This is a genomic window from Deltaproteobacteria bacterium (assembly GCA_035063765.1).
GTDB lineage: Bacteria > Myxococcota_A > UBA9160 > UBA9160 > PR03 > CAADGG01.
Genome location: JAPSFT010000012.1, coordinates 103111 through 129919, shown reverse-complemented (window position 1 = coordinate 129919; position 26809 = coordinate 103111). Strand labels below are relative to the sequence as shown.

The 26809-nt window shown below is 76.6% G+C and carries 18 protein-coding genes and 1 pseudogene; 11 read left to right on the top strand and 8 right to left on the bottom strand.

What is annotated here, in order from left to right; translation table 11 throughout:
* Positions 1 to 129: 129 nt before the first annotated feature.
* The 4 genes from OZ948_11370 to OZ948_11355 form a co-directional block, all read right to left on the bottom strand.
* Positions 130 to 1776, bottom strand: a complete 1647-nt coding sequence (locus tag OZ948_11370; protein MEB2345329.1) for a hypothetical protein — start codon at positions 1774 to 1776, stop codon at positions 130 to 132.
* A 407-nt stretch (positions 1777 to 2183) separates the two neighbouring features.
* Positions 2184 to 3344: an ArsA family ATPase gene (locus OZ948_11365; protein ID MEB2345328.1), complete on the bottom strand. Its 1161-nt coding sequence runs from the start codon at positions 3342 to 3344 to the stop codon at positions 2184 to 2186.
* Between the two features lie 3 nt (positions 3345 to 3347).
* Complete coding sequence (locus OZ948_11360; GenBank protein MEB2345327.1) at positions 3348 to 4619, bottom strand: ArsA family ATPase; 1272 nt, start codon at positions 4617 to 4619, stop codon at positions 3348 to 3350.
* Between the two features lie 368 nt (positions 4620 to 4987).
* Positions 4988 to 6010, bottom strand: a complete 1023-nt coding sequence (locus OZ948_11355) for a sigma-54 dependent transcriptional regulator (protein ID MEB2345326.1) — start codon at positions 6008 to 6010, stop codon at positions 4988 to 4990.
* 221 nt (positions 6011 to 6231) lie between these two features.
* Here OZ948_11355 and OZ948_11350 point away from each other — a divergent pair, with 221 nt between their 5' ends.
* The 5 genes and pseudogenes from OZ948_11350 (at position 6232) to OZ948_11330 (ending at position 14344) form a co-directional block, all read left to right on the top strand.
* Positions 6232 to 8556, top strand: coding sequence for an MMPL family transporter (locus OZ948_11350; protein MEB2345325.1), 2325 nt, complete (start codon positions 6232 to 6234; stop codon positions 8554 to 8556).
* Complete coding sequence (locus OZ948_11345; GenBank protein MEB2345324.1) at positions 8553 to 11213, top strand: HAMP domain-containing sensor histidine kinase; 2661 nt, start codon at positions 8553 to 8555, stop codon at positions 11211 to 11213. The genes OZ948_11350 and OZ948_11345 overlap by 4 nt, the downstream gene beginning before the upstream one ends.
* Entirely contained in the window at positions 11210 to 12529 is a 1320-nt protein-coding gene (locus OZ948_11340) for a sigma-54 dependent transcriptional regulator (protein MEB2345323.1), read from the top strand. Before OZ948_11345 ends, OZ948_11340 begins: the two co-directional genes overlap by 4 nt.
* Before the next feature lies 1 nt (position 12530).
* Positions 12531 to 13397: an outer membrane lipoprotein-sorting protein gene (locus OZ948_11335; GenBank protein ID MEB2345322.1), complete on the top strand. Its 867-nt coding sequence runs from the start codon at positions 12531 to 12533 to the stop codon at positions 13395 to 13397.
* Positions 13394 to 14344, top strand: a pseudogene (locus tag OZ948_11330) (DUF3419 family protein). Before OZ948_11335 ends, OZ948_11330 begins: the two are co-directional and overlap by 4 nt.
* 143 nt (positions 14345 to 14487) lie before the next feature.
* On the opposite strand, the gene OZ948_11325 reads toward OZ948_11330, so the two are convergent.
* Both OZ948_11325 and OZ948_11320 read right to left on the bottom strand, forming a co-directional pair.
* Complete coding sequence (locus tag OZ948_11325) at positions 14488 to 15144, bottom strand: DedA family protein (GenBank protein ID MEB2345321.1); 657 nt, start codon at positions 15142 to 15144, stop codon at positions 14488 to 14490.
* Between the two features lie 15 nt (positions 15145 to 15159).
* Entirely contained in the window at positions 15160 to 16659 is a 1500-nt protein-coding gene (locus OZ948_11320; protein MEB2345320.1) for a long-chain fatty acid--CoA ligase, read from the bottom strand.
* A gap of 161 nt (positions 16660 to 16820) precedes the next feature.
* Here OZ948_11320 and OZ948_11315 point away from each other — a divergent pair, with 161 nt between their 5' ends.
* The 3 genes from OZ948_11315 to OZ948_11305 all read left to right on the top strand — a co-directional run bounded on the left by OZ948_11315 (position 16821) and on the right by OZ948_11305 (position 22380).
* Positions 16821 to 18158, top strand: a complete 1338-nt coding sequence (locus OZ948_11315; GenBank protein ID MEB2345319.1) for a hypothetical protein — start codon at positions 16821 to 16823, stop codon at positions 18156 to 18158.
* Between the two features lie 105 nt (positions 18159 to 18263).
* Positions 18264 to 20945: a LuxR family transcriptional regulator gene (locus OZ948_11310; GenBank protein ID MEB2345318.1), complete on the top strand. Its 2682-nt coding sequence runs from the start codon at positions 18264 to 18266 to the stop codon at positions 20943 to 20945.
* Positions 20946 to 21021: 76 nt separating this feature from the next.
* On the top strand, positions 21022 to 22380 hold the full coding sequence (locus tag OZ948_11305) for a right-handed parallel beta-helix repeat-containing protein (GenBank protein ID MEB2345317.1): 1359 nt from the start codon (positions 21022 to 21024) through the stop codon (positions 22378 to 22380).
* A 190-nt stretch (positions 22381 to 22570) separates the two neighbouring features.
* Here the strand turns inward: OZ948_11305 and OZ948_11300 are convergent, their stop codons facing one another.
* Both OZ948_11300 and OZ948_11295 read right to left on the bottom strand, forming a co-directional pair.
* Entirely contained in the window at positions 22571 to 23563 is a 993-nt protein-coding gene (locus OZ948_11300; GenBank protein ID MEB2345316.1) for a HupE/UreJ family protein, read from the bottom strand.
* Positions 23560 to 24414 (bottom strand): peptidyl-prolyl cis-trans isomerase, encoded by an 855-nt coding sequence (locus OZ948_11295; protein MEB2345315.1) that lies wholly within the window; start codon positions 24412 to 24414, stop codon positions 23560 to 23562. Before OZ948_11295 ends, OZ948_11300 begins: the two co-directional genes overlap by 4 nt.
* Before the next feature lie 122 nt (positions 24415 to 24536).
* On the opposite strand from OZ948_11295, the gene OZ948_11290 reads away from it, so the two are divergent.
* The 3 genes from OZ948_11290 to OZ948_11280 all read left to right on the top strand — a co-directional run bounded on the left by OZ948_11290 (position 24537) and on the right by OZ948_11280 (position 26758).
* Entirely contained in the window at positions 24537 to 25520 is a 984-nt protein-coding gene (locus OZ948_11290; protein MEB2345314.1) for a LysR family transcriptional regulator, read from the top strand.
* A 10-nt stretch (positions 25521 to 25530) separates the two neighbouring features.
* A complete protein-coding gene (locus OZ948_11285) occupies positions 25531 to 26409 on the top strand; it encodes a pirin family protein (GenBank protein MEB2345313.1) in 879 nt (292 codons plus the stop codon).
* A 100-nt stretch (positions 26410 to 26509) separates the two neighbouring features.
* Complete coding sequence (locus OZ948_11280) at positions 26510 to 26758, top strand: hypothetical protein (GenBank protein ID MEB2345312.1); 249 nt, start codon at positions 26510 to 26512, stop codon at positions 26756 to 26758.
* Positions 26759 to 26809 lie beyond the last annotated feature (51 nt).

The following is a 26809-nucleotide window of genomic DNA, read 5'->3' as shown; positions in this document are numbered from 1 at the left end:
TCGCTGCGCGCTCGCTTCGCTCGACCGATGAGCTTCGCTCGCCTCCGGCTCGCTGCGCGCTCGCTTCGCTCGACCGATGAGCTTCGCTCGCCTCCGGCTCGCTGCGCGCTCGCTTCGCTCGCTTGCCGACTACGCCTGCGGCGCCCTCGGCACCGGCTCCGTCGCGAGGTCCTCGCCCTTGGTCATCGAGCGCACGACGCGCTGGGTCCGGGCGATGGCGGCGCGCTGGACGCGCAGCTCCTCGGTCTGGGCGGCGACCTGGCGCTCCAGGCGCTCGCGGGCCTCGGCGAGCTGCTCGATGCGGCGCTCCATGTCCTTCATGCGGCTCTCGAGCTCGCCCGCCACCTGCGAGGCGTCGCTCGCGTAGGCGCTCGAGATCACGGGCGCGGGCGGCGGCGTCGCGATCGCGGGCGCCCCCGGGCCGTCGAAGAGCGAGTCCTCGTCGGCGGCAGGAGCCGGATCGGCCTGGATGCGGCCGAGCGCAAGCTGCTGCGAGCCGTCGCGCGCGACCGGCTCGTCGGCGTCGAAGCCGGCCGGGTCGTAGGCGGCCTCCGGCTCGGACTCCTCGCGCTGGCCCCACCCGACGGCCGGCTCCTCCTGCTGGCCGCGGAGGTCCTGGTCGTCCGCGTCGGCCCCGGCGTCGTCGGCCGACATCACCGAGTAGAGCGGGTCGTCGTCCTCCTCGCGGCGGCGGCGGCGTACGGCGAGCACCACGAGCGCGAGGAGGACCCCGCCGATCACGGCGTAGCCGGTCGGGCTCGTGAGCCGATCCGCCCAGGACCGTGCGGCCGGAGCCGGCGGCTCGGGGTCGCGCGGCGCCGCGTTGCGCACCACCACCTCGGCCGGCTTCGCGGCGGGGGGCGGTGCCGGCGCCGGCGGCTCGACGCGCGCCTCCCCGGCGGCGGCGGGTGCGGCGGGGCTCACCGGCGGGGTCGCCGGCGCCAGCTCGGGCTTCGCCTCGCTGCGGGCGGCGATCTCGGGATTCACGCTCGCCGGGCGCTCGATCCGCTCGACCTTCGCGCTCGCGGCCGGTGCCGGCGGCGGCGGCGGCTCGAAGCGCGCCGAGGGCTTGCCGGCGATGTCGCTCGGCACCGGGTCCGAGAGCGAGGGTGCTCCGGCCTTCGGCGCGGGTGCGACGGGCTTGCCCTCGACGACGGGCCTGCCGTCGGCGGAGAGCCGCCCTGGGGCGCTCGGCGTGGAGGAAGGTGCAGGCGGAGCGGATGCGGCCGCGCTCTCGCTTGCGGGAGCCGTCGCGGGCGCCGTCGGGGGCGCGGGCGCCCGCGCCGCGATGGGCTCCGGCGCGGTCGGGGCGGCCGGTGCGGGTTTCGCAGCCGGCACCGCGGGCGGCGCCATCGCCGTCGCGGCGCCCGCCTGCTTCAGGTCGAGCACGATCCGCGGCGGGTTCGCGAGCACCATCTCGGAGATCTCGACGTTGCTCCGGGTCAGGTCCACCGAGATCGTCGAGCCCTGCTGGGAGGGCTCCACGCGCACGCCCTTCACGAGCGGGCTCTTCGAGGCCACGTGGCGCGCGGCGCTGTCGGCCGCGAGCTGGATCTGGAGCTGCGAGCCGCCGGCCCCGGGCGGCGTCAGGCGATAGGAGGCCTCGGCATCGAGCTCGAGCACGATGCGGGTGTGGTCCTCGTGGGTGCCGACACGCACCTGCGACAGGTGCGCGGCGTCGGCGACGACCGGCGCGGCGCCGAGCGCCAGCGCGAGCAGCGCCAGGAACGAGGAACGCGGAACCGACTGGATCGAACCGGGCTTCCGGCACGCCATGGCTGGATGGACCCCCTTGGTGCAAGTCTCGACCGTTCTCGTCGGCGGGACGCGCGCTTCGCTGGAGCCCTTTCGCATCCGTGAAGGCGCAGCGCCTGCGCAGACCCGCCCTGGATCACACGCTCGTTCGGGGGGAACCGGTCCGGCGGTGGGGGCTGGCGGCTCGGTCCGGCGGGCTCCCGGAAGGATCGGAGGAGCCACCGGCGTGCCGCCAGGACGGCCGGACGCGCGCACCGTACCACGACGCCCCGGTGTCGTCGATGCAATCCGTCCGGCCCGGCACCCTCCGCGCGTCGGCTCGCAGGGCCCGGACGAGCCGGCCGGAGTGATTTGCGAACACGTTCCCTTCACTGGAAAGCGTAATCGTGTCGGCCGCTTGCGCCGGAGCCGCGCGCGGCTCGCAGCCGTCACGCTTCGAAGCGGATCTCGAGCACGCCGCGGCGCAGGCTCGCGGCGCCGAGCCGGCGCCCGGCGACCGAGGCCGGCAGCGCGATCCGGCGCAGGGCGTCGCGCACCCGCAGGTGCAGGTCCTCGCCGTGGAGCGTCACCTCGAGCTCCTCCTTGCTGGCGCCGGGCAGATCGATCTCGAGCAGCGTGCTCGGGCCCACCCGCCGCCAGCGCAGGGGGCGCCCCCGGCGCAGGAGCGCCGCCGGGTCGCGCTCGCCGTAGACCTCGCGCGCAAGCGCACGCAGCGCCCCGGGCCCGATCCGCTCGCTCGGCGCGAGGCGCGCGCGCAGGGTCGGGATCGGGAAGGCAGCCTCGATCGAGGCCAGCTCCTCGCGCTCGCGCGCGGCCCAGCGCGCGAACCAGCCGCCCTGCGACGCCTCGGGCAGGAGCCGGTTCACGATCACCGCGTCGGTGGCGACCCCGTAGAGGCAGAGGTAGGCGAAGGAGCGGCGGGTCTCGTCGACGACCACGCGCGCGGCGTTGGTCACGAGCCGCGCCGTCGTGCGGTCGCCGTCGAGCAGGATCTGGCGCACGTCGTCGACGTCGCGGTAGAGGCGCTCGAAGGCGGCGAAGACCTCGTCGCCCGGGATCACCCCGCGCAGGCCCACGCCGGCGACGAGCGGGCGCGCGAGACGCGCGAGCCTGCGCTCGAGGTCGAAGAAGCGGTCCATGAAGATCGAGAGCGCATCCGGGAAGCGCAGCATCCGGAGCGTCGCACCGGTCGGCGCGCAGTCGACCACGCACACGTCGAAGTCGCCGAGCGCCTCCACCTCCCGGATCGCGCGCAGGGCCACGAGCTCCTCGAGCCCCGGCACGACCAGCAGCTCCTCGGCCACCAGCTCGTCGGCTCCGCTGCGCAGGAGGTGCGCCAGCCAGGCCTGGATCTCCGACCAGGAGCGCTCGATCTCGTCGAGGACCGAGACCTCCTGCGCCACCACGCCCGGCGCGACCTCGACCGGCCGCGCACCGATCGGGCGCCCGAAGGCGTCGCCGAGGCTGTGGGCGGGGTCGGTCGAGAGCAGGAAGACCCGGTGGCCGTGCGCGGCCGCGCCGAGCGCCGCCGCCGCCGAGAGCGTGGTCTTGCCGACCCCTCCCTTCCCGGTGTGGACGACGACGCGCACGGCCTACGCGCCCTCGGCCGCCGGCGCGAGCCGCACCACCAGGCGCCCGGCGTCGAGCCGCGCGCTGGCGAGCGAGAGCCGCGCGAGCCGGCGGGGAAGCGGGATCGCCCGGCGCAACGCCCCGGCGCGCACGAGGAGCGCGTCGTCGAGCTTCGCCACGTCGAGCTCCTCGCGCCGTGCGTTGGGCAGGGGCAGCTCCACGGCGAAGGCGCCCTGGGCGTCGGCGCGGCGCGCGAAGCGCAGGCGCGGAGGGTCGGCGAGGCGGGCCGCGGGGTCGCCGCCGCACGAGCCCTCGCGGGCCCCCGGCGTCCCCCCCGGAGCAGCGGGCGCGCCGTAGAGCGCGGCGCCGTGGGCCGCGAGCGCGTCCACCCCCACGACCTCGTCGGGCGCGAGGGGCGCGCGCAGGACCGGGAGGCCCGGGAAGAGCTCCTCCACCTCGGCGAGCCGCTCGGCGTGGACGCGCGCCCAGTCGGCGAAGCCGGGCTCGGCCGCGGCCTCGGGCGGCAGCAGGCGGTTCATGACCAGCGCATCGCAGCCGAGCTCGAAGAGACAGAGATCCGTGTGGGCGCGAACCGCCTCGTCGATCACCATGCGCTCGGGCGTGGCGACGAGCCGGATCGTCGTCAGCGGATCGAGGAGGCGGGCACGGATCGTGGCGAGGCGCTCGTAGAGGAGCGCCTCGAGCTCGCGGAAGACGCCGGCATCGGGGAGCGGCACCGGCAGCACGGCACGCGCCAGCGGCGTGATGCTGGCCGCGAAGGCGCGCTGGAGCCGGAGCACGACGCGCAGCCCGCGGGTGGCGACCTCGGGCAGCGTCACGAGGCGCAGCGTCGCACCGGTCGGCGCGCAGTCGACGACGATCAGGTCGTAGGCGCCCGAGCCCGCGTGCTGCTCGACGGCGAGCAGCGCCGCCATCTCCTCGGCGCCCGGCAGGAGCGCCAGCTCGTCGGCGACCACGGCCTCGATGCCCTGGTGGCGGAAGAGGGCGGTCAGGTAGTCGCGGATCGAACCCCAGTGGCGCTCCATCTCGGCACGCGGGTCGACCTCGACGGCCTCGAGCGGGGCGGCCCCGCGCGCACCGGCCGTGCGCGGCTCCGCACCGAGCCGCACCCCGAGCACGTCGCCCAGGCTGTGCGCAGGGTCGGCGGAGAGGACCAGCGTCCGCTTGCCCCGGCGCGCGGCGAGCGCCGCGGTGGCGGCCGCCGTCGTGGTCTTGCCGACGCCCCCCTTGCCGGTGAAGAACACCACCCGCGTCGTGCTTCGCGAGGACGGCACGCGCGGAAGGTATCCGACCCCGCTGGCAGGGCCCTAGGCGGCGACGATGCCTCCTTCGGGCGCGGGCGGCAGCGGGCGGACGCGGGCCGGGGCGGGGGTCGGGCCGGCGAACGGGCCCGCCGTCCAGCGGTGCCCGCAGCGACCACACTCGCCGAGCAGCCACAGGCCGCCGTCGAAGGCCTCGTCGGAGGCGATCTCGTCGGAGCCGCAGAGATCGCATTGGGGAACGCTGGCGGCAGGGCGGGCTCGGGGGACCCGAGTCTGGGCATGTGCCATGGGTGTCTCCTTCCGCATCGAGGAGAACCCGGCGCCGTGACAGGCACGGTCACACGCGCCGGAGACCCACCAGGGGCACCGCACGGCGCGCCTCAATCCCTCGGAATCAGGTGCCCGAGCCCGTGCTTCGCGATCCGGTGGCGCAGGGTGCCGCGTGGGAGGCCGAGACGGCGGGCGGCGCGAGCGACGTTGCCGCCGGTCGCGCGGAGCGCGGCCGCGATGCGGGTGGCGTCGGGGCCGGCGAGCGGCGCCGGGACCTGGTCGTGGGTCTCGGCGACGCGGTCCCACGATCCGCCGCGGCGCGCCGCGAGAGCACCGTCGAGATCCGCGGCGTCGAGGACCGGGCCGGCGCCGAGCGCGAGCAGGCGTTCGACCAGGTTCGCGAGCTCGCGCACGTTGCCGGGCCAGTCGTGGGCCGCGAGCGCCGCCAGGAAGGCGGGCGTGGCACGCGGCGCCGCGCAGCCGGCGCGGCACGCGGCCTCGCCCGAAAGATGCTCGACGAGCGCCGGAAGGTCGTCCGGCCGCGCGCGCAGGGGCGGCAGCTCGAGCTCGACGACCTGGAGCCGGTAGTAGAGATCGGCGCGGAAGCCGCCCTCGCCGACCGCGCGCCGGAGGTCCCGGTTGGTGGCGGCGACGACGCGCGCCGCGAGCGCGAGCGTGCGCCCGCCGCCGACGCGCTCGAAGGCGCGGTCCTGGAGGACGCGCAGCAGCTTGACCTGCTGGCGCAGGTCGAGCTCGGCCACCTCGTCGAGGAAGAGCGTTCCGCCGGCAGCGGCCTCGAGGCGTCCCGCGCGCGCGGCCACCGCGCCCGTGAAGGCGCCGCGCTCGTGTCCGAAGAGCTCGCTCTCGATCACGCTCGCGGCGAGCGCCCCGCAGTCGACGTGCACGAAGGGCCCGGCGGCGCGCGGCGACGCCGCGTGCAGCACCCGCGCGACGAGCCCCTTGCCGGTGCCGGTCTCGCCGGTGAGGAGGACACCCGCGTCGCTGGCTGCGATCCGGCGCAGCGCGCGGCGCAGCGCCACGAGCGGGGCCGACGAGCCGACCAGCGCCGCGAGCGGGTCGGAGGGCGGTGCTGCGAGGGCGCGCGGCGGCGCGGCCGCCGGGGTCGGGAACATCCGGCTCCTCCCGCCCCGGGTCGGTGGCAAACCGCGTGCCAGCCCTGCCCGCCGCCGGGATCGTCCCGAGCGCGCGCTGCGGCCGCCCCCTGGTGGCTCGACGGCCGACCAGGAGCCACCAGCCCGCCGCCCGATTTCGCCCTTCTTTGGTGTTTCCTAGGCCAGGCGCGACACCCCCGCACGTAGCATCCGCCGCCGGGGCCGACGTGGAGAAGGCGGACGTGCTGCGCGCACCTGGGGAAGCCCTGGCCGGCCGGCTCGCGGCCGCGAGCACGCGCCACCCCGGCTGGGTGGCCGGGATCTGCGCCTTGCTGGCGGCCGGTGCCCTGGCGGCGTCCGGCGGCGGGCGCAGCGAGGTCGGCTACGCCGCCTACTTCGGGCCCGAGAGCCCCGAGCTGCGCGGACTCGAGGCCTTCCTCGACGAGTTCGAGACCGGCTCCGCGCTGCTGATCGTCTTCGGGTGTCGCGAGAGCCCGCGCTGCGAGCGGGTCGACGAGCCATGGGCGCTCGACTTCCTGGCGCGCCTCCACGAGGCGGCCGAGGCGCTTCCCAACGCCCGCCGCGTGTCGAGCGCCTGGACGGTCCCGGTGGTGCTCGGCCCGCTCGACGCGCGACCGCTCGCCGCACCCGGCGGCGGCCGCTTCGTCCTCGCACCGGACTGGCGCGCCCGCTTCGCAGCCGGCCTCGCCCAGCCCTCCTTCGCCGGCGTCGTGGTCGCCCCCGACGCGCGGGCCGCCGGCGTCGTCGTGGAGCTGACCTCGATCGAGAGCGAGGCGCTGCGCGCGACGGTCCGTGGTGCGCTCGCGCTCCTGCCGCGCTTCGAGCGCGAGCTCGGCGCCGAGCTCCATCTGGCCGGCGACCCGGTCTGGACGGTGGTCTCGGCGGACAGCCTGGACCGCGACTCGGCGCTCCTCACCGCGCTCATGTTCGTGGCGATGGCGGGCCTGCTCTGGCTGCTCTTCCGGGACCCCTGGCTGACGGCGCTGCCGCTGCTGGCCGTGGCGGTCGTCAGCGTCCTCGTCGAGGGAGCCGCGCAGGCCGCCGGCCTGCCGCGCACCTCGCTCCTGGCGGCGCTGCCGCCGCTGCTCGTCGCGATCGCGATCGCGGGCTCGATCCACCTGCTCGCGGCGGTGGCGCGCGCGCCCGGCGCCGCCCCGGGACAGGTCCTGGTGTCGGCGGCGCGCGACGTCGGCGAGGGCTGCTTCTGGTCGGCGTTCACCACCGCCGCGGGCTTCGCGTCCTTCCTGACCAGCGACCTCGCGAGCTTCCGCCACTTCGGTGCGTTGGCCGGGGCGGGCGTACTGCTGGCGTTCGTCGTGACCTTCACCCTGCTGCCCGCGCTCTTGTGCCTGCGCCTGCGCCGCGGCCCGCTGCGCGTCCGCCACCACCGCAGCCCGCTGGCCCGCGAGGTGCTCGCGGCGCTGTGCGAGACGGTGACGCGCCACCCCCGCTTCGTCGTCGTGGCCTCGCTCGTGGCCTTCGGCGTGCTCGGCTCCGGCATGGTCCGGCTGCGCTACGCGAGCGACTTCGGGTTCGGTGAGGACTCCTACGTGGTCCGCTCGCTGCGCGCGATCGAGGCCAACTTCCGCAAGCCGATGACGACCGACGTGGTCGTGACGCTGCCGCCCGGGGCCCACGTCTGGGAGCCACCGGCGCTCGCGCTGCTGGCTCGCATCGAGGCGATCTTCGCGGCGGAGCCCTCGACGGGCGCGGCCTGGAGCTTCCTCGACCTGCTCGAGGAGGCGCACCGGCTCGACCGCGGGGCACCGCCCGCCTCCTTCGCCGCGCTGGTGGAGGCGGCGCCGCGCCAGATGGCGCTGGTGGCCGCCTCGGAGCGCATGCGCTGGCTGTGGAACGAGAACGGGCGTGGCGGCAGGGAACGCGCGCACGTGTCGGTCGACCGTGCCTGGCTCGACGACGCCGCGCAGGGACCCTACGTGGCGCGCGTCGGCCGGGCGCTCGAAGCGCTGGCCCGCGAGCCGGCCGCCGCGGGTGCCGAGATCGAGCTCACCGGCGGCCTGCTGCTCGCCGACCGCTTCGTCGGCCAGCTGCGCGACACGCAGCGCACGAGCTTCGCAAGCGCCTTCCTGGTGGTGGCGGCCACGCTGCTCGTACTGCTCCGCAGCCCGCCGCGCCTGGTCGGCTGGGCGATTGCCGTCAACGTGGTGCCGGTGCTGGCGCTGCTCGGCCTGATGGGCTGGGCCGGCATCGGCGTCGACCCGGCCAACACGATGGTGGGCGCGATCCTGCTCGGCCTCGGCGTCGACGACACGATCCACGTCTCGCTGCGCGTGCGCGACGCGCGCCGCCGCGGCCGCTCGATGGCGGAGGCCGTCTCGGAGGTCTTCGACACCGTGGGCGAGGCCGTGCTCGCGACGAGCCTGTGCCTCGCGGTGGGCTTCTCGGTGCTGCTCTGCTCGCAGTGGGGCGGGCTCGTCTCGTTCGGGCTCGTCGCGAGCCTCGGCGTCGCGCTCCTGCTGGCCGGGGACGTGCTGCTGCTGCCGGCCGCGCTGCTGGGTGGGGCTGCCCGGGGGTGGCGCCCTTGACGCGGCGGGCGCTCGTCGCGGGGCTCGGGCTCGCCCTGCTCGCCGCCGGGCTCGCGCCGGACCCGCGCGCCTGGTGGCGCGACGCGCCGGTGGCGCGCGCCGGCGCGTGGCTCGACCCGGCGCTGCGCACGCCCTTCGCGAGCGTCCTGCTGCGCGCGGGCGGCGAGCCGCGCCTGCTCGCACCGGGCGAGCGCGTGCTGGGCGTCCACCTGCCGGGGGATCCCGGCCTGCTCGTGCCGCGCAGCCGTCCGGAGCTGCTCGCCGCGCTCGCGGCGGGCTCGCCCGGCGCGCCGGCGACCCTGCGCGTGGCCGGCGCCGCGGGCGAGCGCGAGGTGCCGACCCGGCTCCACCGGCTCGGCGCCCGCCGCGCGCTCGCCGCGCAGTGGCCCGCGGCGCTCGCCGGCGCGCTCCTCCTGCTCTTCGCCGGCGTGTGCGCGATCGGGGGGCGACACCCGGTGGCGACACCGCTCGTCGCGGTGGCGGGCTGCCTGGGCGCCGGGATCCTCGGCGCGCTCGATCTCGCCCTGCCCGCCGACGGGGGCCCGCTCGGCATCCCGGGCCTGAGAGGGCGGCTGGCCGCCCTCGCCTGGAGCCTGCTCCCGGCCGCGCTGCTGCACCTCGCGGCGCGCTTCCCGGTGACGATGCCGCGCTTCCGGAGGCCGGCGCTCGCGGCGCTGCCGTGGGGGATCTGGGCGGCTCCCGCGGCGCTCGTGCAGCTGCGCTTCGCGGACGCGGGGCTCGGCCAGAGCGTCGAGCGCCTCGCTCTCACCTCGAGCTTCCTGGCGGGCGGCATCCTGGTGGCGGGATGCGTCCGGCCCGGCCGGCGCCTCACCCCGGTCGAGCGCGCCCGCGCGCGCGCCGCGACGGCGGGCCTGGTGCTGGCGGGAGCGGGGCCGCTCGCGACCTTCGCCTCGGGGCACGCGGTAGGCTCCGGCACGGCGACGGTGCTCTCGCTCGCGGCGCTCGCCCTGCCCGTGGCGCTCGGCTGGTCGGTGGCCCGCTATCGGCTCCTCGATCCGCCCGCCTGGCTGCCGCGGACCCTGCTCGGCGGCGCGAGCGCGCTCGGTGCGCTCGGGCTGGCAGCCGCGGCGCTGCACGCAACCTCGGCCGAACCCGCGGTTCCCGTGCTCGTGCTCGGCGCGATCCTGCTGGCGCAGCTCGTGCAGCTCGCACTCGCAGCCCTCGTACGCCGGCTCGCGGGCACGCGGCCCGCACCGGAGGCGCTCGTCGCCCGCGCCGGGCGCGAGCTCGCGGCGGCCCAGGGCGCCGCGAGCGTGGTGGCCCGGCTGGCAGCGATCGTCCGCGACGGGCTCGGCGCGAGCCGCGTCGCGGTGGGTGCGGCCCCGGTCGCGGGCGGTGCGCCACCCGGGGATCTGCTGCTCCGCCGCGGCATCGGGCTGTGCGAAGGCGTGCCGGCCCGCGCCGGGGTCGCCCTCGTCCGCGCCCCGCGCGCGGAGGATCCGGATCCCCTGGCCCCCGAGCTCGCGCTGCGGATCGACGCGCGAGGCTGCCCCCCGGTGGTGCTCGCCGTGGCGCCCCGCGCCGACGGGCTTCCCTACGCGCCCGAGGAGACCGCGGCGCTCGCCGACGCCGGTCGCCTGGCGGGGCTCGCGCTCGGCGACGCGCTCGATGCGGCGCGGCTCGAGGAGGTGGTGGCGGAGCGCACCGCCGCGCTGCGCTGCGCGCTCGACGACCGCACCGCGCTGCTCACGGCCTCCGAGCGCATCCAGTGCGCATCCGACACCGCGGCGGTCGACGCCGCGGTCGAGGGCTTCCTGGCCGCGCGAGGCGGCGCGGGATCCGCACGGGTGGCAGCGGTCCTGTGTCGGCCGCCTGCGGTACGCCGGAGCTGGGAGACGGAAGCCACGGACGACGAGCGCGCGGCCGACCTCCAGCCGCAGGTCGACGCGCTCTGCGCGCTCGCCGACGTCGCGCTCGAGCGGCTCCACCTCCTCGACCGGCTCAAGCGCGAGGTCGAGCGCCAGGCCCAGGAGCTGGCCGCCGTCACCGCCGACCGCCGGCACGGCGAGTTCGTGCGGTGTGCCGCCCACGAGCTGCGCAAGCCCGGCGAGGAGATCCGCCACCTCGTCGCGGCGCTGGCCCTCGAGCTGCCCGCACCGGCGCGCCCTTCGCTGGCCCGCATCGACGCCGCCGCGTGCCAGCTCGGCCGCCGCCTCGACGCACTGCTCGCGCGCCGCCACCGCCCCGACGCGCGCCGCGTCGACCTGGCACGCCTCGTCGACGAGGCGGTGCAGCGCGTGGGCCTGCTTTGCGAGCGAGCCATCACGGTGTCGCACGAGCAGGCGCGCCTGCCCCTGCTCGGGGACGCCGTGCGGCTCGTCTCGCTCGTCGAGAACCTGCTCGACAACGCCCTGCGCGCCGCGGGCGCGCAGGGGCGGGTCGCCGTGCGCTCGGGCGCCCGCGAACCGGGCCTGGTGTGGCTGGAGGTCGAGGACGACGGCGCCGGCATCGCACCGGAGCTCGGCGACGAGATCTTCGAGCCCGGCGTCGGCGCCTTCCCGGGCGGCTGCGGGCTCGGCCTCGCGCTCTGCCGCGAGACCGTCGCGCTCCACGCGGGGGAGCTCCAGGTGGAGTCGCAGCCCGGCCGGACGGTGTTCCGCGCGCTGCTGCCGCGGCTGCCGGGAGCCGCCTCGTGAGGAGCGCGCGGATCCTGCTCGCCGAGGACTCCGAGGCGACCCGCGAACGGCTCGGGGGCGCCCTGCGCGCGTCGGGCTACGCCGTCGTCACCGCCTGCGACGGCGCCGAGGCGCTCGACCACTTCGAGCGGGAGCCCGTCGACCTGGTGCTCGCGGACCACCGCATGCCGCGCCTCGACGGGCTCGGCCTGCTGCGCGCGCTGCGCGACCGCGCCGCGGTGCCCTTCGTCCTCTACAGCGCGGGCGCCGAGCCCGAGCTGGCCTCGCGCGCCGCGCGGCTCGGCGCGACCGGCTGCCTGGCGTTCCCGTTCCGGCTCGAGGAGCAGCTCCTGCCGACGATCGCGGCAAGCCTGGCCGGAGCGCGCCGGGGCCACGCGCCTCCGCCGCGCGGGGCGGCGCGCTTCCTCGGCGTCTCGCCCGCCGCGGAGCAGGTACGCGCCCGCATCGCGCGCCTCGGGCCGCTGCGCACCACCACGCTGGTGCTCGGCGAGACGGGGGTCGGCAAGGAGGTGGTGGCGCGCGCGCTGCACGAGGAGAGCGGGCGGGCGCTGCTGCGCAGCTTCGCGGTGACCGAGCTCGCCGAGACCCTGCTCGAGGCGGAGCTCTTCGGTCACGAGCGCGGTGCCTTCACGGGCGCGGTCGCGACGCGCGCCGGGCTCTTCGAGCAGGCCCACGGCGGGACGCTGCTGCTCGACGAGATCGGTGACGCGCCGCCCGCGCTCCAGGCGAAGCTCCTGCGCGTGCTCGAGACCGGCGAGCTGCGCCGGGTGGGCGGCGGGGCCCCGCGGCTCACGGACGTGCGCGTGATCGCCGCCACCCACCGCGACCTGGCCGGTGCGGTGCAGGCAGGTCGCTTCCGGCGCGATCTCTACTACCGGCTGCACCAGGCGGTGGTGCACGTGCCCCCGCTGCGCGAGCGCCCCGAGGACGTGGCGGTGCTGGTCGAGGCCTTCCTGCGCGAGCTCGCCGCCGCGATGGCGATGCCGGAGCCGGAGCCCTCGCCCGCCTTCCTGGTGGCCTTGCGCGCCCAGCCGTGGCCGGGCAACGCGCGCCAGCTGCGTGCGGCGCTCCAGGCGGTGCTGCTCTGGTGGGACGGCCGCGCGCCGCTCGGGCCCGGCGACCTCGCCGAGGCGCTGCGCTCGCTCGCGCCGCCTGCCGGCGGCGACGGCCTGCTCGCGGAGCGGATGCTGGCGGCCTGGCGTGCGGCCGGCGGCAACCAGGAGGCCGCGCGCCGCGCGCTCGGCCTCTCGCGCGCGGCCTGGCGGCACCGCTGGCAGCGGCTCGGGCTCGAGGGCCGGAGCCGGCGCGGAGGCTGAGATGGCAGCGGAGTGGGTGGCAGTCGCGGTCTTCCTGGTGGGCGCCTCGCTCGCGCTGGCGTCCGCGCCGCTGGCGCTGGCCGAGGCCTCGCGCGACGCGGCCCTCGGCCGGGTGGAGCGCGCCTTCGAGCGCACCTTCCAGCCGCCCGGCGTGCGCCGGATCGAGCTGCGCGTCGCGCGCGGCGGGCGCGAGGTGGCGCGGCGCGCCTTCGAGCACGCCTACCGCCGCGAGGGGCGCGGCGCCCGTTCGCTCGTGCGCTTCCTCGAGCCCGGCTACCTGCGCGGGCACGCGCTCCTGATCGTGGACGCGGGCGCGGGGGATCCGCCCGACATCTGGCTCTACCAGCCCGAGGCGCAGCGGCCGCGCCGGGTCGGCGCGACCCAGCGAAGCGACGCCTTCTACGGCAGCGACCTCAGCTACGAGGATCTCGAACGCGCCGACTGGCGGCGCTGGCGGGCAGCGGCCGTCGCGTCGGGCGAGGAGGACGGCCTCCCCTGCGAGGTGCTCGACGCCTGGCCGCCGGCCACCTCGCAGTACGGCCGCCTGCGGATCTGGCGCGCGACCGGGATCGACGCCGTCGCGCGCATCGACTTCTTCGGCCGCGCGGGCGCCCGGCCCGAAGCCGGCGAGCCGGCGCTGAAGCGGCTGCGCGTCCCGCTCGCCGGTGTCGGCGAGGAGGCCGGCTACCTGCGCGTCCAGCGGATCGCGATCGAGGCGCAGGGCGGAGAGGCGCGGACGGAGCTGCGCGTCGAGCGGCTCGCGATCGATCCCGCGATCGCCGCGGGCGTCTTCTCCGCGACCCGCCTCGAGCGCGAGGGCGAGGATCTCTTCGAGCTCGCCGAGCGATACGGGCGCGAGCCGCCGTGAGGAGCCCCTGCGCGCCGCGGCCGCTCTACAGCGCCGACAACGAGGACACGCGCTCGGAGCTGCGCGCCCTCGTGCCGGCGGCCGGGGACCTCGTGGTGTGCGTGGCCGCGGGAGGTGGGCGGGCCCTGTCGCTGCTCGCGGGGGGCGCCGGGCGCCTGCTCGCGGTCGATCGCCGCCCCGAGCAGCTCCACGTGCTCGAGCTCAAGGCAGCGGCGCTCGACGCCCTGCCGTACCCGGCGCTGCGCGGCTTCGCCGGCGTCGATCCCGAGCGCGAGCGGCTCGACGTCTACGCGGCGCTGCGGGGCGGGCTCTCGCGCGGCGCGCGCCGCTACTGGGACGCGCGGCCCTCGCTCGTGCGCGACGGGATCCTCTACGCGGGCCGGCTCGAGACCTGGCTCGCGCGCTGCGCGGCCTGGCTGCGGCGCGGCGGGTGGCTGCGCTGGCCGGAGGCCTGCTTCGCCGCGGCCGATCTCGCCGAGCAGCGCGCGCGTCTGCTCGCGCGCGCCGCCGAGGTTGCCCGCGGCGAGCAGGGCTTCGCGCTGCTCATGCATCCCGTGGTCGCCTGGCCGGCGCTGCGCGACCCGAGCTTCCTGCGCAGCAGCGAGGGCAATCCCGGCCGCTGCCTGTACCGCCGCCTGGTGGCCTGGGCCGACCGCCACCTGCTGCGCGAGAGCTTCCTCCTCGCGCTGATCTGGCGGGGCCGCTACGACCCCGCCGGCGCGCTCCCGCTCTGGCTCGACCGCGAGGGCAGCGAGCGCGCGCGCAAGCGGCTCGGGTCGCTCGAGCTCCGCTGCGCCGACGTGGCCGCGCTGCCCGCCCGGCTGCCGCCCGCGCCGCGCGTCCACTGGTCGCTCTCGGACGTGAGCTGCTGGATGAGCGAGCCGCGCTTCCACGCCCTGCTCGACGCGATCGCCGCCCGGAGCCCCGTGGGCTCACGCGTCTGCTTCCGCAACCTGGCGGCCCTGCGCGGGCTGCCGCCGGCGCGGCCCGGGCGTCCCCGCCTGGTCGCGTTGCCGGGGGTCGGGGCCGCCCTCGACGCCGAGGACCTCTCGGTCTTCTACCGCCTCGTGGCCACGGAGGTGGTGGCCGCTCAGGCCTCGGCCGGCGCCCGGCGGGCGCGCAGGTACTCGACGGCGATCGGGAGCACCGAGATCCCGATGATGGCGAGGATCACGGTCTCGAAGTTCTCCTTGACGAGCGGGATCGCGCCGAAGAAGTAGCCGGCCAGCGTCAGCGAGACGACCCACACCGTGCCGCCCGTCACGTTCCAGGCCGCGAAGACGGGATAGGACATGCGGCCGATCCCGGCGACGAAGGGCGCGAAGGTGCGCACGATCGGGACGAAGCGCGCCAGGAAGATCGTCTTGCGCCCGTGGCGCGCGTAGAACTCCTGCGTGCGCACGAGGTGCTGCGGGTTCAGCAGGCGCGAGTTCGCGCTCTGGAAGACCTGCGGCCCCAGGTAGTGGCCGATCGAGTAGTTGACGGCGTCGCCCAGCACCGCGGCGACGATCAGCAGCACGGTCATCGCGGGCAGGGAGATCGGCGAGCCGTCGATCGAGGCGAGCGCGCCGATCGCGAAGAGCAGCGAGTCGCCGGGCAGGAAGGGCGTCACGACCAGGCCGGTCTCGCAGAACACGACCAGGAAGAGCACCACGTAGAGCCAGGGCCCGAGCGTCACGGCCCACTCGTTCAGGTGGGCGTCGAGGTGCAGGAACACGTCGATCGCCTGCGTCAACAGCTCGAGCACGGCAACTCCCAGGGATCAGCGCAGCTCGCGCTTCAGGATCTTCCCGGTCGGGCCCTTCGGCAGGGCGTCGCGGAACTCGACCAGGCGCGGGTACTTGTAGGCGGCCAGGCGCTCCTTGCACCAGGCGATCAGCTCCTCGGCGGTGGCCGTGCGCCCGGCCTTGAGCGCGACGACCGCCTTCACCTCCTCGCCGTGGCTGTCGTGCGCCACGCCGAGCACGGCCGCCTCGGCGACCGCTTCGTGCTGGTAGAGCACCTCCTCCACCTCGCGCGGATACACGTTGAAGCCGCCGCGCAGGATCATGTCCTTCTTGCGGTCCACGATCCAGTAGCAGCCGTCCTCGTCGCGGGTGCCGATGTCGCCGGTGTGGAACCAGCCGTTGCGCAGCGTCTCGGCGGTGGCCTCGGGGCGCTTCCAGTAGCCCTTCATGACGTTGTGGCCGCGGACCACGATCTCGCCGCGCTCGCCGTCGGGGAGCGGGCGGTCCTGGTCGTCCACGATCGCCATCTCGACGCCCCACACCGGGTAGCCGATCGAGCCCACCTTGCGCGGCTTGCCGACCACGTTGAAGCTCGCGGCCGGCGAGGTCTCGGAGAGCCCGAAGCCCTCGAGGACCGGCACCCCGAAGCGCTTCTCGAAGGCGGTCATCACCTCGACCGGCATCGGCGCGCCGCCGCACATGCACAGCTCGAGCGCCGAGAGGTCGTAGTCGCGCCCGGGCGGGTGGTGGAGCAGCGCGAAGTACATGGTGGGCACGCCGGCGAAGAGGGTGACCCGGTCGCGCTCCAGGATCTCGTAGGCCTCCTTGGGCCCGAAGCGCGGCAGCAGCGTGAAGGTGCCGCCCCGCGCGATCGTGGCGTTCTGGATGCAGGTCTGGCCGAAGGAGTGGAAGAGCGGCAGGCACGCGATCGTGACGAGGCGGTCCGGGGCGATGGGGGGCAGCAGCCGCGGCACCACGAAGGCGCAGTTCAGGAACAGGTTCGAGTGGGTGAGCTCGGCGCCCTTCGGCTTGCCGGTGGTGCCCGAGGTGTAGAGGATCACCGCGGTGTCGTCGGCGCCCGTCGCGTGCAGGGCCTCGACCGGCGCGGCCTCCTGCATCTCCTCGAGGGTGTCCTTCCCGGCGCCGCCGCCCGCCAGGACGAGCGGCACCCCGGCGTCCGCCGCGCCCCGCCGCGCGGACTCCGTGAAGAAGGGATGGGCGAGCAGGAGCTTCGCCCCGGAGTCCTCGAGGAAGTAGTGGATCTCGGGTCCGGCGGCGAGCACGTTGATCGGGACCACGACGGCGCCCGCGTAGAGGACGCCGAAGTAGGCGATCGTGAACTCGGGCACGTTCGGGATCAGGAGCGCCACCCGGTCGCCGGGCGCGATGCCCCGCGCGCGCAGCGCGCTCGCGACGCCGCGCGCGGCGCGGTCGAGCTGGGCGTAGGTGAGCGCGCGCTCGTGCAACCGGAGAGCGGGGTGCCCCGGGCGCTCGGTCGCGCTCGCCTGGAGGATCGTGCCGAGGTTCAGGGCCATGGGGGGCGCCTCCCGGCGGGCGAGCGTAGCTCCTCGCGGGATCCAGAACCCATCTCGTGAACCCGCTCCCGTCCGGGGTTCAGGAGATGGGTTCTAGGCGATTTCGCCGATGCGGCCGCGCGGGGCGTACACCTAGCCTCGATCGCGAGGGGGTCCTCGCGATGCGACCTGCGTTCCTCGTGCTGCTCTTCGCCGCTGCGGGTGCGCTCGTGCCCGCGCCCGCGGGCGCCGACGTCGTGCTGCTCGGCCGGCTCACCACCACCGGCGTCGGCGAGCAGCTCGGCGACGGCGCGCTGGCGCCCTCGCTCTCGCCCGACGGGCGCTGGGTCGCCTTCGTGTCGAGCTCCGACAACCTGGGTGTGCCCTTCAACGGCTCGACCAACGTCTACCGCTACGACCTCCAGGAAGACGTCTTCGAGCTCGCGACCGCCGGGCTCGGCAGCGGCAACAGCACGGCGCCCTCGATCAGCGAGGACGGGCTCGCGCTCGCATTCCAGTCCCTGGCGAACGACCTGGTCGTCTCGGGCACGTCGGACGTGACGGACGTGTTCTACAGCGGCACCGTCGCCCTCGGCGGGGGCGCCTTCGGCTTCGAGACCCTGCTGGTCAGCCGCGGCCTCGGCGGTGCGGCGCCGAACGGCGCCTCGCAGAACGCGTCGATCTCGGCGAATGGCCGCTTCGTGGCCTTCCTGTCCCATGCCTCGAACCTGGTGGGCTCCGACACCAACGGACAGCCCGACGTCTTCGTCGCAGACGAGAACGACGGCTTCTCGACACCCGAGCGGGTCAGCGTGACTGGCGCCGGCACCCAGATCGACGGCCCGAGCCGCGCGCTCTCGCCGAGCGCGATCTCGGCCGACGGCCGCTACGTCGCCTTCGCCGTGGACACGCCGATCTCGATCGACGGCTCGAATGCCGGCACGCTCGAGGACGTCTTCGTCCGCGACCGCCAGGCGGGCACCACGAGCCTCGTCAGCAAGAGCAGCGCCGGCGTGGCCGGGAACAGCTCCTCGGACATGGCCGCGATCTCGCCGAGCGGGCGCTTCGTCGTCTTCCGGTCGTTCTCGAGCAACCTGGTGGCGAGTCCGAGCGGCAGCCGGATCTACCGGCGCGACCGCGAGCAGGGCGTGACCGCCAACATGCCGCTGCCGCCGGGCACGGCGAGCTGCGAGGGTCCGCGCGTCTCCGATCGGGGCGACATCGTCGCCCAGTGCAACGCCCAGGCCTTCCTGTACCACGCCGGAGAGGACGCGCTCTACCAGCTGAGCACGTCGCTGACCGCCGGTCCCGGCAACGGCGTCTCCGCCACCTACAGCAGCATCAGCGCCGACGGCTCCGTGATGGTCTTCGACTCGGACGCCTCGGACCTCGTCCCGGACGACACGAACAGCTCGCCCGACGTGTTCGTGGCGGTGCCCGAGCCGGGCGTGTCGGGCGCCGGACTCACGGCGGCCGCCGCCCTGGCCGTCGCGGCCCGGCGGCGCTCGCGGCGCGCGTAGCCGGCGCGTTCCACGCACCGACCAGCGCGATCGACCTCGCCCGGCTGCGCATGCGCGCTCGCTCCGCTCGCTTGCCCCTCGCCGCCTCCCCTACCATGCGCCGCCGTGATCTCCGGCGAGCCGGCACTGCTGGGCCGCGGCCCCGAGCTCGAAGCGCTCGACGAGCTGCTCGCGGGCGCGCGCACGGGTACGGCCGGCACGCTCGTGATCACGGGCCCGCCCGGGATCGGCAAGACGACCCTGCTCGACGCCGTCGCGCGCCGGGCGCCCGACTTCGAGCAGGTGCGGATCGCGGCGCTCGAGGCCGAGGCGGATCTCGCCTGGGCCGGCCTCGCAAGCCTCCTGCTGGCCCACCCGCGCGGCGGCTCGCCGGCGCTCGCGCGCGAGATCGCGGGCGGAGCGCCGCGCAGCCGGGTGGCGGCCGGGTCCGCCCTGCACGCACTGCTCACGGGCCGGGGCGAGCGCGCGCCGCTGCTCGTGCTGGTCGACGACACGCAGTGGCTCGATCCGCCCTCCGCCGAAGCGCTCGCGTTCGCCGCACACCGGCTCGCGGCCGATCCGGTCGCGATCGTGGCGGCGCAACGCCCCGGGTGCCCGCCGTGCTTCCCGGGCGCCCGGCGGCTCGCGCTCGGTGGGCTCGGCCGCCACGAGTGCCACGCGCTCCTGCGCACGCGCCAGCCGCTGCGCGCAGACGTGGCGGACCGCTGCATCGAGCTGACCGGCGGCAACCCGCTCGCCCTGCTCCACCTGTGCGACGCGCTGAGCGCCGACCAACGGAGCGGCCAGCGCCCGATCGACGGCGTCGAGACGCTGCCCGCGCGCCTGCACGAGGTCTTCGCCGCGCGGCTCGCCGCGCTGCCGGGCGCGACGCTGCGCGCGCTGGCCGTCCTCGCCGCCGGCGCCGGCGGCGGCGACCGGCTCGCCGACGTGCTGGCTGCCGTCGGCGCCCGCGAGGCGGACCTCGCGGCCGCCGAGGAGGCGGGGGTCGCCGCGCTCGGGCCGCCGCGGCTCTCCCATCCTCTCTGGAGCGCGGCGGTGCTCGACGTCGTCGGCCCGGCCGTGCGCCGGCGCGTGCACCGCGCGCTCGCCGATCACAGCGCCGACCCGGACCGGGCGGCCCTGCACCGTGCCGCCGCGGCCGAGCGCGCCGACGAGACGATCGCCAGCGATCTCGACGCGCTCGCGCGCCGCTGCGCCGCGCGCGGGCTGCCGGCGATGGCGGCGCGTGCCTGGAGCGACGCCGCGCGCCTCTCCGCGAGCGACGCCACCCGGCTGCCGCGCGAGCTCGCGGCGGCGCGCGCGTTCCACGACGCCGCGATGGGCGGCGCGGCGGCGGCGCTGCTCGATCGCGCGATCGGCCGGCTTCCCGACGAGCGCACGCGTGCCGAGGCCGTGCTGCTGCGCAACAAGATCCGCGCCTTCGGCGAGGACGCGCGGGGCGCCGCCGTGGCGCTGCGCGCCGAGGCGGATCGCGTGCGCGACCGGGTGGCGGAGCTCGAGCTGCCGCTGCTCACCGAGGCGACGGTCGCGGCGCTGCTGGCCGCCGACGCCACGCTCGGGCTCGAGCTCGGCCGGCGCGCCGAGGCGGCTGCGGCCGGCGACGACGTGCGGCTCACCGCCGCCCGCGCGCTGCGCGGCTACGCCGCGCTGCACCGGGGCGACGGCTCCGGGGGCGATGCGATCCGCATCCTCGAGGGGCTCGGGGCCATTGCCCCCGACAGGCTCGACGACGACGCGCTCGAGCTGCTCCAACTCGCCGGCTACGGGCTGCTCGTGCGCGAGCGCTGGGGGGACGCCGAGCACGCGTTGCGCGCGGTGATCGCCTCGGCGGCGCGCCGCGGCATCGCCTCGGTGGAGGCGTTCTCGAGCGCGCTGCTCGCCGAGCTCGACTTCCGGCGCGGCCGCTGGCTCGACGCGCTGACCGGTGCCACGATCGACATCACGCTGGCCGAGAACAGCGACGCCGGCCGCCCCGGGTTCGGCCACAGCATCGCCGCGCACGTGCTCGCCCACCTCGGCGACGGCGAGGGCTGCGAGCAGCGCGCGCGCCACGCGCTCGCGGGCGCCGAGCGCGCCGGCCTCGCGAGCATCACGGCCTTCGCGCGCGCCGCGCTCGGCGCCGCGGCGCTGGCGCGCGGGGACCCCAGGACGGCCGCGGAGGAGCTGGGCGTGGTCTGGGAGATCCGCCTGCGCGGCGGCGTCGCCGAGCCGGGCGTGGTCTGGTACCACGGCGACTGGATCGAGGCCCTGCTCGGCGCGGGCCGGCGCAGCGAGGCCGCCGAGGTGGTGCGCGACGTCGCGCGGAGCGCCGAGGCGACCGGCGGGCGCTGGGCGGCCGCGGTGGCGGCGCGTGGCCGCGCCCTGCTCGGCCGCGGCTCGGCGCAGGACGCGATCCGCACCGCCGACGCACTCGACGCGCCCTTCGAGCAGGCGCGTACCCGCCTCGCCCTGGTCGAGCACGAGCGCCTCGACGCACACGCGGCCGGGCTCGCCACGGCCCTCGCGAACTTCGAACGGCTCGGCGCGCGGCCGTGGGCGGCGCGCGCCCGCGCGCTCTCGGGCGCCGCCGGCGAAGGCGCCTCCTCGCTCGCGCAGCAGCTCACCGACGCCGAGCTGCGCGTCGCGATGCTGATCGGCCGCGGCGCGACCAACGCCGCCGCCGCCGAGCAGCTCGTGCTGTCGGTGCGCACGATCGACGCGCACCTGCGCGCGATCTTCCGCAAGCTGGCCCTGCACAGTCGCAGCGAGCTGGTGCTGCGCGTCGCGACCGAAGGGGGCCGCCGCTGAGCCCGGCCTAGGCGATTTCGCCGATGCGCCAGAGCGTGTCCCGCTCCTACGGTGTGACCGGGAAGGGGAGGGCGGAATGCGTCGATCCCTGCTTCGCGGCCGGCTCGGGCTCGCCTTCGCGGCGCCGGGGGTGGCCGCACGGCCCGTCCCCGTGAGCCCGGACGGCCTGCACCGCTTCGCGTCCAGCGCCCTCGCCGGCGCGATCGCCGGGCAGCGCGTGCCGGAGCCGGGGGCGCGCGCGGGCGCGCGGGCCGCCGTGCTCGCGTTGCTGCTCTCGGCCGCGCTCGTGCCGGGTGCGCGCGCCGCGACGATCCCGGTCACGACGGCCGCGGACCCGGCGCCGGGCGGCGCGTGCGGCCTGCGCGACGCGCTCGACGCCGCCAACGCCGACGCGCCGGCGGGGAGCTGTCCCGCCGGCAGCGGCGCCGACCTGATCGACCTGCGCGGCCTCGCGGGCGTGATCCACGTCGGAGCCGGCGAGCTGCCGTTCCTGACGAGCGAGCTCACGATCCGTGGGCCCGGCGCGGACCAGCTCGCGGTGAGCGGCGACGGGCTCGTGCGCGTCTTCCTGGCGCAGGCCTTCGGCGGCGGGGTGGTGCTCGAGGGCCTGACGATCCGCGACGGCAACTCCGGCGCCAGCTCCTACGAGCCGGGCACGGGCGGCTGCGTCTACGCGCTCGGCACGCTCACGATCCGCGACGCGCGCCTCACCGGCTGCACCGCGAGCGCGCTCTACGTCGGGATGGGCGGCACGCGGCTCACGCGCGTGCTGGTCGACTCGAACCCCGGTGCGGGGATCGGCGTGGGCGGCATCACGGGCGCCGGCGCCATCGTGATCGAGAGCTCGACGGTGAGCGGCAACCAGGCGACCGGCCTCGCGCTCGTCAACGCCGACGGGCCCGGCCCGAGCGCATCGGTCTACCACTCGACCTTCGTCGACAACGGCGGCGCGAATCTCTTCGTCCCGATCTACAGCGGCGACCCCGCCGACTTCCCGCTGCGCCTGTCCCACGTCGTGCTCGCGAGCGGCGAGCCGAACGTGAACTGCGGGGGCCAGCCCGTCGTCTCGCTCGGCCACAACCTCGCGAACGACGACAGCTGCGCGCTCGACGAGCCCGACGACCTCCCCGCCACCCCGCCCGACCTGGGGCCGCTCGCCGACAACGGCGGGCCGACCGCGACCCACGCGCCCTTCGCGTACAGCGCCGCCGTCGACAGCGGCGCGAGCGCCTGCCCCGGCTACGACGGCCCGCTCGCGAGCGACCAGCGCGGCTTCGCGCGCCCGCGCGACGGCGACGGCAACGGCGAGGCGCGTTGCGATCGCGGCGCCGTCGAGGTTCCCGCGCCCGGGCCCGCCGCCTCGGCGGCAGGCGCTGCGCTCGCGCTCGCCGCTCTCGCGCGCTGGCGCTTCACGGGCAGCAGGAGACGCAGCTAGTGCCCCGTCTCGGAAGCTCGCCTGCATTCGATTGCGGCTACGGGCCGCTCGCAGCGTTGCGCTCCCTCCCCATGGCGACGGCCATGGCTCGGTCGCGCGCCTTGCGAGCGGCCCGTAGCCGCGATCTCGGTGCCCACCCAGCCGCCCGCGACGGCTCGAGACTTCGACGGCGAACTTCCGACACCGGACACTAGAAGGCTGCGATCCGCTCGAAGACCCACATCGTCGCGAGCGCTCCGATCGCGTAGGGCGGCAGGTAGGGGGCCCAGCGCGGCGCCGGGAGCGGCGCGCCGGCGAGCAGGCGGCGCAGCGCGAGGACGGCGGCGACGAAGAGGAGCTGTCCCACCTCCACCCCGACGTTGAAGGTGAGGAGCGCGAGCGGGATCGCGCGCTGCGGCAGGCCCACCTCGGCGAGCGCGCCGGCGAAGCCGAGGCCGTGCAGCAGGCCGAAGGTGAAGGCGACGACCCACGGCGCGCGCGCCGTGAGGCCCGGCCGCCCGCGCAGCCCGTGCACCCCCTCGGCCGCGACGAAGACGATGCTGAGCGCGATCACGGCCTCGACCGGTGCGGTCGGCACGCGCACCCAGCCGAGCGTCGCCGCCACGAGCGTGAGGCTGTGCGCCACCGTGAAGGCGGTGACGGTCGCGACGATGCGCCGGCCGCCGCGCACCAGGAGCAGCAGCGCCAGCACGAAGAGCAGGTGGTCGACGCCGCCCAGGATGTGCTCGACGCCGAGCACGAGGTAGGAGCGCGCCACCTCGCCGAGCCCGGCCGGCTCCGTGACGGTGAACTGCGGGCGTTCCGGCAGCAGGCGCTCGACCTGGCTCGTGCCGTCCGCGCGCTCGACCCGCACCAGCACGTCGGTGGCGCCGCCCGCGATCCCGTCGATGCGGACGGTCTCGCCGACGAGCCCGCCCGGGCGCTCGATCCGCCAGCGCTCGACGTGCGCGCCGGCGGCGAAGAGCGCCGGCGCGCGGCTCGTCTCGACGGTGCCTTCGGGGAAGCGCACCTCGGCCGCGAGGCGCAGGCTCTCGCCCTGCGCGGGGACCTTCCAGAGCACGTCGTAGCGGCCCGCGCCGGCCTCGCGCAGCTCGAGGTAGGCAGGACGGAACACGTCGGCACGGGCGGGCGCCGCCCAGCAGGCCAGCGCCACCAGACACGCCGCGCCGAGCCGGCGCGTCACGGCCGCTCCGCCGCGCCGCCGGGCGGCCCTGCGCCCGCACCCTCGATCCGCACCGTGTAGCGCGCGCGAAGGTCCTGGTAGAACGCCTCGTTCGCCTCCTGCGCCCGCTCGTGCAGGAGATCGCGCGCGACCTCGGCGCGGACCGCGTCGAGCGCCGGCCGGCGCGCGCCCTCGCGCGCCGTCACGCGCACCAGATGCACGCCGTAGCCGGAGCGCACGGGCTCCCACGCACCGGCCGGGAGCTCTGCCACGGCCGCTGCGAAGGCGCGGCCGAACTGGCGCTCCACCTCGGAGGCCGGGGCCCGCTCGAGCGCCGCGGGCAGCAGCGTGCGGTCGCCGAGGGCCCGCGCCGCCGCGCCCTGCGCGAGCGCCGCCTGCGCGCTCGCCAGCTCGCCGTCGAGCGCGGCGCCGTGCCGCGACGGATCGAAGAACACCTGCTCGAGGCTCGTGCGCGCCTCGCTCTCGTAGTCGGCGGGATGCGCGTCGAGCCAGGCCTGGAGCTCCGCGTCGGTCGGTGCCTCGGGCGCGAGCCCGTCGGCGAGGAAGCCCATCTTCTGGCCGACCCGGCGCCGGATCACCGGGTCGTCGCGGTCGAGGCCGAGCGCCACGCCCTCGCGGTAGAGCACCTCCTCGCGCACGAAGGTCTCGACCAGGCCGGCGCGCTCCGCCGCGCTCGGCCGCCGCTGCCAGAGCCGCTCGAACTGCGCCTCCAGGCTCGCGATCCGCCCGGCGTCGACCACGATCTCGCCGCCGGGCTCCGCGCCGCCGCTCCCGATCCCGCCGTAGAGCGCGAAGAGCAGCGCACCGAGCACGAGGAAGTGCAGGAGCGGCTCGCGGAAGAGCTTGCCCATGCCCACCCTCCGGCCGAGGGGCTCGCGAGGCGCCGCCTGTCGCCCCTCTCGCTCCGTCCTGGGCGAGCAGGTAGCCCCGGTGGCGGCCTCCGGCAAGCGGGCCCTGGGATAGACTCGCGCCCGTGCGCTGGCGCCTCGACGACATGCTCGCCTTCCTCGACGTCGTCGAGACCGGCAGCATGACCGGGACGGCGCGGCGCCTGCGGCTCTCGAAGTCGGTGGTGAGCAAGCGCGTCCACGACCTCGAGGAAGCGCTCGGCGTCGAGCTGCTGCGCCGCTCGTCGCGGCGCGTCGTCGCGACCGAGCGGGGCCAGGCGCTCTACGCGCGGATGCGTCCCCTCCTGCGCGAGCTCGACGAAGCCGTCGAGGAGGGCGCCGGAGAGGGCGAGCTGCACGGAGGGCTGCGGGTCACGATGCCGATGAGCCTCGGGACCCTCTACCTGGCGCGCAGCTTCGCGCGCTTCGCGGCCGCGCACCCGCGCCTCGAGCTGGCGCTCGACCTCGACGACCGCATCGTGGACCTGGTGGGCGGCGGCTACGACCTGGCGGTGCGGGTGGGCCGGCTCGCCGACTCGAGCCTGGTCGCGCGCAAGCTCTGCACGAGCCGGCGCATGGTCTGCTGCAGCCCGGCCTACGCAGCCGCGCACGGCGTGCCCGCCTCGCTCGAGGATCTGCCCGCGCATCCCTGCATCGACTACGCACACGTGCATGGGAGCCGGCTCTGGCGCTTCGAGCCGGCGCGGCGCGGCGGCCAGCCGCGCGCGGTGGCGATGCGCGGGCGCGTCGTCGCGAACAACGGCGAAGCCATGCGCGACGCCGCGATCGAGGGCCTGGGCCTCGTGCTGCTGCCCGATTTCCTGGCTGCAGAGCCCCTGCGCGCGGGTCGCCTCGTGCGGGTGCTGCCCGGCGAGGAGCCGCTGCCCTATGCGATCGCGGCGCTCTACCCGCCCTCGCGCCACGTGCCTCGCAAGCTGCGGGCCGCGATCGACCATCTGGCCGGCGAGCTCCGGCATCCGGCGCCCTGGACGCGGCCGGGCGATCGTTCGCATCCGGCGAACGCGGCGTCCGCCGGGAGCCGGCTTCCCGGGAGCGCTCCCCGGTCATAGGCTCCTGCCCATGACGAACCCGACCTCGACGAAGGCCCTGCGCACGGTGCTGCGCCCCCACGGCCGCCACTGGGTGGGCGACGGCTTCCCGGTCCGTTCCCTCTTCGGCTACTCGGAACACGGGCGGCTGCTCGACCCGTTCCTGCTCTTCGACTACGCCGGCCCCGCGGAGTTCCCGCCGACCGCCGCGCGCCGCGGCGTCGGCGAGCACCCGCACCGCGGCTTCGAGACCGTGACGATCGTCTACGACGGCGAGGTCGAGCACCGCGACTCGTCGGGCGGCGGCGGCCACATCGGCCCCGGCGACGTGCAGTGGATGACCGCTGCCTCCGGCCTCGTGCACGAGGAGTTCCACGGCCGCGAGTGGGCGCGGCGCGGCGGGCCCTTCGAGATGGTGCAGCTCTGGGTGAACCTGCCCGCGCGCGACAAGACGGCCGCGCCCGGCTACCAGGCGCTGCTCGCGCGCGACATCCCGCGCGCCGAGCTGCTGGGCGGGGGCGGGAGCGCGCGCGTGATCGCCGGCGGGCTCGCCGGCGCGCGCGGCCCGGCGCGCACCTTCACGCCGATCCAGCTCTGGGACCTGCGCCTCGCGGGCGGCCCCGTCGAGCTCACGATCCCCGACGGCTACACCTCGGCGCTCGCCGTGCTGCGCGGCTCGCTGCGCGCGGGCGGCGCGGAGCCGATCCGCGAGGCCGAGGTCGCGGTCTTCGACCGCGCCGGGACGCTCCTGCGCATCGACGCCGCCCAGGGCACGACCGCGCTGCTGCTCGCCGGCCAACCGATCGGCGAGCCGATCGTCGGCCACGGACCGTTCGTGATGAACCGGCCCGAGGAGATCGACGAGGCCGTTCGCGACTACCAGAGCGGCCGGATGGGGCACCTGTCCTGAACACCAGGGAGGCACGCCGGGGCCTCCTCCGCTCGAGACCGCGGGCGTGTCGTCGCGCCCGGATCGGCTATGCCCCGCGAGGGGGCCTCCGGGAGGGGTCATGCGCGAACGGATCGAGGTCGGCTTCCAGGCCTTCGCGTCCGACGGGAGCGAGGAGTTCGGGGCGATCCGCGAGGTACACCCCGACGGGCTCGTCGTCTACGTCGAGAACGCCGGCGAGTTCCGGGTCCCGCTCGACGCGGTCGCCGCCGTGCACTCGCAGAAGGTGGTCTTCGACTGCCGCAAGCTCGACGAGCGGCTGTGCCGGGCGATCGGCCACGCGCACGACGGCGAGCTGCCGGGGCTCTGAGCGGGCCGGCTGCGGGCGCCCGCCGCGGTCGGGCTGGAACCCTTCTCGTGG

What these genes read in the sequence shown, in the direction of transcription:
- OZ948_11315 (MEB2345319.1), top strand. Translation starts at nt 16,821, where the DNA reads ATGCGACCTGCGTTCCTCGTGCTGCTCTTCGCCGCTGCGGGTGCGCTC.
- OZ948_11280 (MEB2345312.1), top strand. Translation starts at nt 26,510, where the DNA reads ATGCGCGAACGGATCGAGGTCGGCTTCCAGGCCTTCGCGTCCGACGGG.
- OZ948_11355 (MEB2345326.1), bottom strand. Translation starts at nt 6,010, where the DNA reads ATGTTCCCGACCCCGGCGGCCGCGCCGCCGCGCGCCCTCGCAGCACCG.
- OZ948_11305 (MEB2345317.1), top strand. Translation starts at nt 21,022, where the DNA reads ATGCGTCGATCCCTGCTTCGCGGCCGGCTCGGGCTCGCCTTCGCGGCG.
- OZ948_11370 (MEB2345329.1), bottom strand. Translation starts at nt 1,776, where the DNA reads ATGGCGTGCCGGAAGCCCGGTTCGATCCAGTCGGTTCCGCGTTCCTCG.
- OZ948_11285 (MEB2345313.1), top strand. Translation starts at nt 25,531, where the DNA reads ATGACGAACCCGACCTCGACGAAGGCCCTGCGCACGGTGCTGCGCCCC.
- OZ948_11295 (MEB2345315.1), bottom strand. Translation starts at nt 24,414, where the DNA reads ATGGGCAAGCTCTTCCGCGAGCCGCTCCTGCACTTCCTCGTGCTCGGT.
- OZ948_11320 (MEB2345320.1), bottom strand. Translation starts at nt 16,659, where the DNA reads ATGGCCCTGAACCTCGGCACGATCCTCCAGGCGAGCGCGACCGAGCGC.
- OZ948_11335 (MEB2345322.1), top strand. Translation starts at nt 12,531, where the DNA reads ATGGCAGCGGAGTGGGTGGCAGTCGCGGTCTTCCTGGTGGGCGCCTCG.